The 7,938-nt window shown below is 60.9% G+C and carries 7 protein-coding genes, 1 tRNA gene and 1 pseudogene; 4 read left to right on the forward strand and 5 right to left on the reverse strand.

Translation table 11 applies throughout. The features are described 5' to 3' along the window. From ACY693_RS10870 to ACY693_RS10880, 3 genes and pseudogenes are all read left to right on the forward strand, one after another. Positions 1-196 (forward strand): annotated as a pseudogene (locus tag ACY693_RS10870) (CDP-diacylglycerol--glycerol-3-phosphate 3-phosphatidyltransferase); the annotation flags it as partial. A gap of 49 nt (positions 197-245) precedes the next feature. After that, the gene (locus ACY693_RS10875; RefSeq protein WP_462321849.1) at positions 246-1,859 is read left to right on the forward strand and encodes a DegT/DnrJ/EryC1/StrS family aminotransferase; all 1,614 of its coding nucleotides are present in this window, start codon (positions 246-248) and stop codon (positions 1,857-1,859) included. Between the two features lie 270 nt (positions 1,860-2,129). After that, on the forward strand, positions 2,130-3,428 hold the full coding sequence (locus tag ACY693_RS10880) for a nucleotide sugar dehydrogenase (RefSeq protein ID WP_462321850.1): 1,299 nt from the start codon (positions 2,130-2,132) through the stop codon (positions 3,426-3,428). A gap of 62 nt (positions 3,429-3,490) precedes the next feature. Here the strand turns inward: ACY693_RS10880 and ACY693_RS10885 are convergent, their stop codons facing one another. Next, complete coding sequence (locus ACY693_RS10885) at positions 3,491-4,090, reverse strand: hypothetical protein (protein WP_462321851.1); 600 nt, start codon at positions 4,088-4,090, stop codon at positions 3,491-3,493. A 175-nt stretch (positions 4,091-4,265) separates the two neighbouring features. Between ACY693_RS10885 and ACY693_RS10890 the strand changes: the two genes are divergently transcribed. Further along, positions 4,266-4,341, forward strand: a tRNA-Gly gene (locus ACY693_RS10890). A gap of 138 nt (positions 4,342-4,479) precedes the next feature. Here the strand turns inward: ACY693_RS10890 and mobA are convergent. The 4 genes from mobA to ACY693_RS10910 all read right to left on the reverse strand — a co-directional run. Beyond that, complete coding sequence (gene mobA, locus ACY693_RS10895; RefSeq protein WP_462321852.1) at positions 4,480-5,256, reverse strand: molybdenum cofactor guanylyltransferase MobA; 777 nt, start codon at positions 5,254-5,256, stop codon at positions 4,480-4,482. 230 nt (positions 5,257-5,486) lie between these two features. After that, positions 5,487-6,161 (reverse strand): pyridoxamine 5'-phosphate oxidase, encoded by a 675-nt coding sequence (gene pdxH, locus ACY693_RS10900; protein WP_462321853.1) that lies wholly within the window; start codon positions 6,159-6,161, stop codon positions 5,487-5,489. Positions 6,162-6,177: 16 nt separating this feature from the next. Beyond that, positions 6,178-6,684, reverse strand: a complete 507-nt coding sequence (locus ACY693_RS10905; protein ID WP_462321854.1) for a DUF2934 domain-containing protein — start codon at positions 6,682-6,684, stop codon at positions 6,178-6,180. A gap of 129 nt (positions 6,685-6,813) precedes the next feature. Next, positions 6,814-7,938: ABC transporter permease (locus tag ACY693_RS10910; RefSeq protein WP_462321855.1), on the reverse strand; the 1,125-nt coding region annotated here is incomplete at its 5' end.

A 7,938-nucleotide genomic window follows, 5' to 3' on the forward strand; every position in this document is an offset into this window, starting at 1 on the left:
GGCCGGTAAGATCAAGACGGCACTGCAGATGGTCTCGATCGTCTTGCTCATCCTCGGTAGTGCCTTCCTTGGCACTTCGATCTACTGGGCTGCTGTGGGTCTGCTTTACGTTGCCGCGCTGCTGACACTTTGGTCCATGATTCTCTACCTAAGGGCGGCCTGGCCTAGCCTGACGAGATCTAACGATGAGCGATAAACAAGACCAGCACCTTGACGCGGTTGCGCTGCGGGAGGACCGCTAAGCGATGGACCTGTTATTGGATGTGGATGTTGCAGTCGATAGCTGTATCGGCCGTCAGCCATGGTGCGATGCTGTCGATCGAGCGCTGGCCGAGTGTGTGAAGGAAGGCGGTCGTCTGTGGCTTTATGCCGGGAGCGTGCAGACGCTTGACCATCGAGTCAGGTGGGCACTGGAGCGCGCCCAAGCGGCTGAGCCCGAGCCCCTATCGACCAGGCAGCTAGCCGAGCGAGCCACAGCGCTGCTGAAGGGGTTTACGGCAGACAAGCACTGGCTTGCTGCGCTTGCCGGGGAAGGGCCGGTGTTCGATAGTCCTGATCCGGAGCATGAGCAGCTGTTGCTTGCGCTCGATCGATTTGCACCAGGCTCCATTCAGTTGCTGACCCGCGATGAGGACCTGCTGAACGACCATCCGGAGGCTTGCGTTTCGCCCGAGGTCTTTAGTCAGCAGCCAGCCGCCGAGATCGGCATCGGCTTCGTCGATCTGAAGACTCAGCAGGATGCGCTGCGCCCGCAGCTGGAGCAGCGCATCCATTGCGTGCTCCACCATGGCCAATACATCCTTGGCCCTGAGGTCGTTGAGCTGGAGCGGCGCCTTGCGGCCTATACGGGTGCCAAGCATTGCATCAGCGCTGCCAGCGGCACCGATGCCCTGCTGATCAGCCTGATGGCGCTAGGCATTGGCCCTGGCGATGAGGTCATCACGACGCCGTTTACCTTTGTTGCGACGGTTGAGGTGATCGTGCTGGTCGGCGCGACACCGGTCTTCGTCGATATCGAGCCCGGCACCTGCAACATCGATGCGCGGCTGATCGAGGCCAAGATCAGTGACAACACCAAGGCCATCATGCCAGTCAGTCTCTATGGCCAGCCGGCGGATATGGACGCGATCAACGCCATTGCCGCCCGTCATGGCAATCTGCCGGTGATCGAAGACGCTGCCCAGAGCTTTGGTGCCGAGTACAGAGGCAATAAGAGCTGCAACCTGAGCACCATCGGCTGCACCAGCTTCTTCCCGAGCAAGCCGCTTGGTGGTTACGGCGATGGCGGGGCCATCTTCACCAGCGATGACGACCTGGCCCAGGCCTGCCGCGAGATCCGCGTGCATGGTCAGAGCGCACGCTACATCCATGGGCGTATCGGTATCGGCGGACGGATGGATAGCCTGCAATGCGCGGTCGTGCTCGCCAACCTCGAGCGCTTCGATCAAGACATCGTCCAACGCCAGGCCGTGGCTCAACGCTATCATCAGATGCTGCAGCCCCTGATGGAGAAAACGGCGGAGAAAGCGGGGGAAAAAATGGGGACAGACCCGGTTTTCGATCTGTTGCCTTGGCCAGCGCCTGATCGCACCAGTGTCTTCGCCCAGTACAGCCTATTGGTCCAGGAGCGTGATGGGCTTCAGGCCAGGTTGAAACAGGCGGGTATTCCAACCGCCGTGCACTACCCGATGCCGATGAATCAGCAGCCGGCCTATACGCATGTTTGCTGTCCCGAATGTACGCCGGTTGCCGCAGCGATCTCGGCGCGGATCATGAGTCTGCCCATGCATCCACATCTGAGTGCGGCTGAGCAAAGGCGCATCGTCGAGGCTTTCGCTGCCGCCACAAGCTCCGATTAATTCTTAGTTGGAACAGGAGTTGAGCGATGCGCAGAATTCGAGTCTGCTGCGTTTCCATTGGCGTTGTTCTCATACTGGGCCTCGGCGGTTGTGGCGGAGGCGGTGCGAAGACGAATGTCAACGCAAGCAGTACGACAATGGGACAAGAGCTGATGGATCTGAATGCGAGTTACGAACAAGGTCTGATTAGCGCGAACGAGTACAAGCGCGCGAAGCGAGACATTCTGCGAAAGTATGATCACTGAGCCTTGCGCTCGCGGAGACAGCTACGTGAAGCTTATTGATCGCCTCAACGAACGCCGGGCCCTGATCGGTATCCTCGGTCTCGGTTATGTCGGCCTGCCGTTGATGCTTCGGTTCAGCGAGGTTGGCTACCGGGTTCTGGGCCTGGATATCGATCATGAGAAGGTCGAGAAGCTCAATGCGGGTCGGTCCTACATCGAGCACATCAGCGCGCAGTCGATCGCGGATGCGCGAGAGCAGGGCTTCGAGGCGACGATCGATTTTAGCCGAGCGCGCGATTGCGATGCGCTGATCCTCTGTGTGCCGACGCCCCTGAACAAGTATCGCGAGCCTGATCTCAGCTATGTGATCGGCACCACCGAGACGATTGTGCCGCATCTGCGCGCTGGGCAGGTGGTCTCACTCGAGAGCACGACCTGGCCTGGTACCACCGATGAAGAGCTGCGCCCGCGTATCGAATCGAGCGGCCTGAGGGTTGGCGAGGATCTCTTTCTGGTGTTCTCACCCGAGCGCGAGGACCCCGGCAACCCCAACTTCAACACACGCACCATCCCCAAGGTGCTGGGCGGGGTCACGCCGGCCTGCACCGAGCTTGGACAGGCGCTCTATGGCCAGGTTATCGATCAGTTGGTGACGCTCAGCTCGACCCGCGCCGCGGAGATGACCAAGCTGCTGGAGAACATCCATCGCGCGGTCAACATCGGACTGGTCAACGAGTTGAAGGTGGTCTGCGACCGCATGGGTATCGACATCCACGAGGTGATTCGGGCAGCGGCCACCAAGCCCTTCGGCTTTACGCCCTACTATCCCGGGCCTGGGCTCGGCGGCCACTGCATCCCCATCGATCCGTTCTACCTGACATGGAAGGCGCGCGAGTATGGGCTCAATACCCGTTTCATCGAGCTTGCTGGCGAGGTCAATACCAACATGCCCAAATGGGTGGTCAGCAAGGTGGCCGATGCGCTCAACGAGCGGGGCAAGGCGGTCAAGGGCGCGCGTATCCTGGTACTCGGGATTGCCTACAAGAAGAATGTCGACGATCGACGCGAATCACCGTCGATGGAGCTCATGGAGCTACTGGAGGAGAAGGGGGCTGAGATCAGCTATTCTGATCCCCACGTGCCTCGCTTCTTACCGATGCGCAAGCACGATTTTGATCTGGAATCGGTGCCGCTGACCCCCGAGACGCTGGCAGCGACCGATTGCGTGCTATTGGCAACCGATCACGACCGCTTTGACTACGAATTGATCAAGGCGCATGCGCCGCTGATCGTAGACACGCGTGGTCGCTATCATGAGCCCGCTGAGCATATCGTGCGCGCTTAGGCAGATCCTCTTGCATCTTGGCGCTCGCAAGGCGAGGCCCTGCGAGCAGTTGGCCGTTTGGTCTAGACGCGGATACCGCGCGCTGAGAGTTGACGCCGAACGATAGGGTCAGTGCGATTCTTGGAGGTGGCGGCCTTCATGAAGACGACGAGACGGTCGATGTCACGGATGACCCCGATTAGGTTCTCGTCGGTCTCATAGAGCCGGCCGAGGGATTCAAACGAGAGATCCATCAGATGCTCGTCGGCTCGGGCGATGCCGATGGCGTAGGCCACACAACAGGCGAGCCCAGGTTGACGCGCGTGGAGGCGTCCAGCGAATCGCCGCCAGGAATCGATCCAGCCATCCCATTCAAGCTGGGACACGTTGAACCGGCTGGTGCGCAGGAACAGGATGATGCGCACGAACTCGCCTCGCCAATCCCAGAGTGGGGCCCCTGATTGCTCGCGCAGGCGATCGATGATGCGACCGTGGTAGACCTGGCAGTGGTCACATTGATAGTAGATCGCGAGCGCATAGGCAATGTACTCACGCTCCAGCTCGCTAAGGGTGAACGGGTCGGACTCGCCAGGCACCCCGGTGAAGGTGTGGGCATGAAGCTCATTGAGGACATCGTTGAACGGATGCCCTTGGATGGACCCTCTAACCGCTTGGACGGTCATGTTGTGCTCCTGAGATCGTTTGATCGTCGATCAGTATTCGATGATGTGCTGGATGCTAAGGCCAATGTCGCACTGCAACAAGATGGGAAGTGCAGGGTTTTGATCTGACCCCGATGTTTTTTTGGGTTCCTGGTGTTGACAGGAGAAACAATGGTGGTATTCTAGAGGGCTCGTAGCGGGAATAGCTCAGTTGGTAGAGCACAACCTTGCCAAGGTTGGGGTCGCGAGTTCGAGTCTCGTTTCCCGCTCCAAATTAAGCACTTAGGCCGGCTTCAAGCCGGCCTTTTTGTTTGTGTCACGCTTTGCGTCACGACCCGCAGCCCCGCAGCCCCAGTAGCTGATCTCTTCGGGTTACCAAGGCAGTCGCTGAAGGCTCGAGACCGCCTAAGTCAAGATCCTCCATCGCTTTTCGCCGATCTCGGTGGCGTCTCCGAGCCACACTCGTCGTTTTTTGTGACCAAGCCGTTGGTGTCAGCGGGACTGTTCAAGTTTCGGAACGGACTGGGAAGCTGGTCGAAGGCTGCAGTGGCGACCTTGTGACGGTCGAGCCAACCGAGAACGCTGCGCCCGCCGCGTCTTAGATAGTCGTCCAGGTCGGCTGCGATATCGGTGGGGATCAAGGCGTGCAAGGGCTGACTGCGCTCCTGGTCGCAAGCAATGGCAATGCGAGACTGTTGGGCTTGAAGTGCGGCCGCAAGACGCGGGCCGAGGTCGGTTGGGATCAGGGGTGTATCGCAAGGTGAGACGAGTAGCCAGGCTGGATTGGGTGCAGGCTTGTTCGTGCTTGGCCCTTGCCGGTGGGGGTAAGCATGAGGCTTGGATCGGGTAAGGTGCTGAAGCATAGTGTCGATCTGGCCGAGCACGGTGGCGATGCCAGCGAGCGGTCCTTGATAGGCTGTTGAGTTTGACCCTTGACCGGGCGTCGTAGCATCCGCGATCACAGGCCAGCCAAGTTCGGCGTAGCGTTCTTGATTCCGATTGGCACTGATTAGCAGACTTGCGACCTGGGGTCTGAGGGCCTCGGCGACCCAGTGTGCCAGCGGTCGGTTATGGAGCTCGATCAGGCCCTTGTCGATTCCGCCCATGCGCCGTCCGGCGCCACCGGCGAGGACCAGACCAACGACCTGTTCGGGGTCGTAGACGCTGGGGTCATCCGTGAGTGTCATGAGGTCTGGAGGCTCGTCTGTGGGCCTGCTGAATCACCAAGGGGCCGTCCGCGAATAACAAGATCAAGTCTATCCGCCTGGCGGCCAACATGGCGTGACCAGCTTTGCGCAAAGTGTTCAAGTGATTTGTCGCCGAGCGCTAATAGAGGCCACATCCATGCTGCGCTCGACGGTCCTGGTTGGCTGCGGGTTGGCTGCGGACTGATCGACGGCGCGGCGCTGGCGCGCTATCAGGGCGCGAGCCGCTCGATCTGCCATGGGTCTGTCGCAGTGGCGCGGTGGTAACGAAAACGATCGTGTAGCCGATTGTCGCGGCCCTGCCAGAACTCGATGCTGGTGGGGATCACTCGGTAGCCACCCCAGAAGTCTGGGAGCGGGATCTCGCCCTCGCTGAAGCGCTGTTTAATCTGGGCAACCTTCTGCTCGAGCAGCGAGCGCGAGCTGATGACCTGACTCTGCGGCGAGGCCCAAGCGCCGATGCGGCTACCGCGGCCCCGAGTGATGAAGTAGCGCAGTGACTCACTGGTCGGGATGCGCTCGGCGCTGCCAAGGATGCTGACCTGTCGTGCTAGCGCAACCCAGGGAAAGAGCAGGGCGACGCGCTCGTTGGTGCCGATCTGTTGTGCCTTTGTGCTCTGGTAGTTGGTGAAGAAGACAAATCCCTTGGCGTCATAGAGCTTGAGCAGTACGGTCCGCAGGCTCGGTTGACCATCGGCATCCACGGTTGCAAGCGACATGGCATTTGGCTCTGGAAGCCGTGTCGAGATCGCTTCCTGGTACCAGTGCTGAAACTGAGCAATGGGATCAGAATCCAGATCCTCTCGATCGAGTCCGCGCTCCATGGCGTGCAGCCGAAAGCGAGCAGGGTCAGGGTTGGGCTGCTCCGGGGTGACGAGGTAGTCCATACTGACGCGGTGGCTCCTAGGACCTGCGCTTGCTCAGCAGCGCGTCGATCTGTGCCTCTGCGGCGGCCCAGTCGTCGGCATGATTACCAGGGGCGAAGCCGCGTTTCTCGGCGATGTAGTAGGCGGCTTCCTGGATCATTCGGTAGCGTTCTTCCGGGCTGACCTCGTTAACCGGACTCAGGGTGACCGGTTTTTCTTCGCGCACTCTGGCGGTGGCCTTCTTGCTGGTCGTCTTCTTGGTGACGGGCTTGGTGGCGGGTTTGGTCGTAGGGCTCGCTGTTGTCGGAGTGGAGGTGCCGGTCCCCGGTGCCGCAGCACTGGGGCCCGCTGTTGCGGCGCTGGCCTTCTTGGCGACCTTCTTTTTCGTTGCGGCCGTCGTGCCGCTGGCAACGGGGCTTTTTGCGGCTGCGGTCTTCTTCGCTATGGATTTCTTGCTGCTCGTCTTCTTGGTCACCGGTTTATCGTCGGCCCCAGTGGCCTTCGCGGTTGTCTTCTTGGTTACGACGCGCTTGTCTTCAGCCATGTCACTCACTCGCCTCCGAGTACTGCTTTGGTATTCAGCTAGGGCAGAGAATACACGACCTTTCTAGTCAATCGAAGCGTATTGGCATCGAGCCATCGCCAGCCGGGGCCTAAGCGGTCGACGGTGGCGCTATTCTTCGCGCAAGGCCCGCGCTGGCAGTGCCTTGGCGGCCCGATCAGCGGGGTAGAGACCGGCGAGCACAGCGGCAAGCCACGCAAGCAGGATGCCGGAGACGAGGGTCTGCGGCTGCACCTGCATCGGCATGGTCCAACCGAAGGAGCGAAGATTGATGACGCTGATGAGCAGATCCCCCATGGCGAGACCAAGTGGGACCGCAAGCAGGCCAGCAGCGATGCCCATGGCTGAGGTCTGGATCAAGATCAGGGCGCGCAGTTGGCCGCGGGTCATGCCCGTTGCGCGCAGGACCGCGTAATCGCGGGCGCGCTCAAGCTCGAGGGCCATGAGGGCGCTAAGGATGCCAACGAAGGCCACGCCGATGGCGAGCAAACGCAGCACCTTGGTGATGGTGAAGGTTTGGTCGAAGATGTCGAGCGAGAGCTCGCGGATGGCTTGGTTGGTCTGCACATTGGTGGCGATATCGAGCTCGGCGAGGAGACGATCGACCTCTCGGCTGACCGCTTCGGCATCGGCGTTGTCGGCGAGGACAAGCCCGAATGAGGAGATGGCCGGATCATCCCAAAGCTCGGTATAGCGCGGGCGCGGCAGGATGAGGGTGCCACTGTCGCTGCCATAGTCTTGGAAGATGGCGCCGATCTCGAAGCTTTGCCAACCGCTCGTTGTGAAGAGGTCCAGTCTGTCGCCGACCTCGAGCTGGCGACGGTAGGCGAGCGGCTGCGAGATCAGGAGCAGCTCGCCAGCCTGCCAGCGCGGCCAGAGATCCTCGGCGGTGCGGCCCTGGAGGTTGAAGCCACGGGGTTGGCCGGTGCTGGATTCCAGGGCGAGGCTGAGCACGGGGCCATCGCGGGTCTCGATGCGGGCGCCGCGGCCCTGGCTGACAGCGCTGACCTCAGGCAATGCCAAGAGCTGTTCAGCGAGCTCTGGCGGGAGGTTGCCGCCACGGCTGGCGCCACTGCTCGATTCAGCAGAGATGTAGATGTCGCTGGTGAGGGTATCGGCCAGCCAGTCGGAGACGCTGGTGCGAAAGCTGCCGATCATGATGCTGACGCCCATGGTGGCGGAGACGGCGACGGCGAGCGCGGCTTGCCAGAAGTGTACGGCCGCGGCGGCGGGGTT

Source organism: Halochromatium sp., from assembly GCF_054919635.1.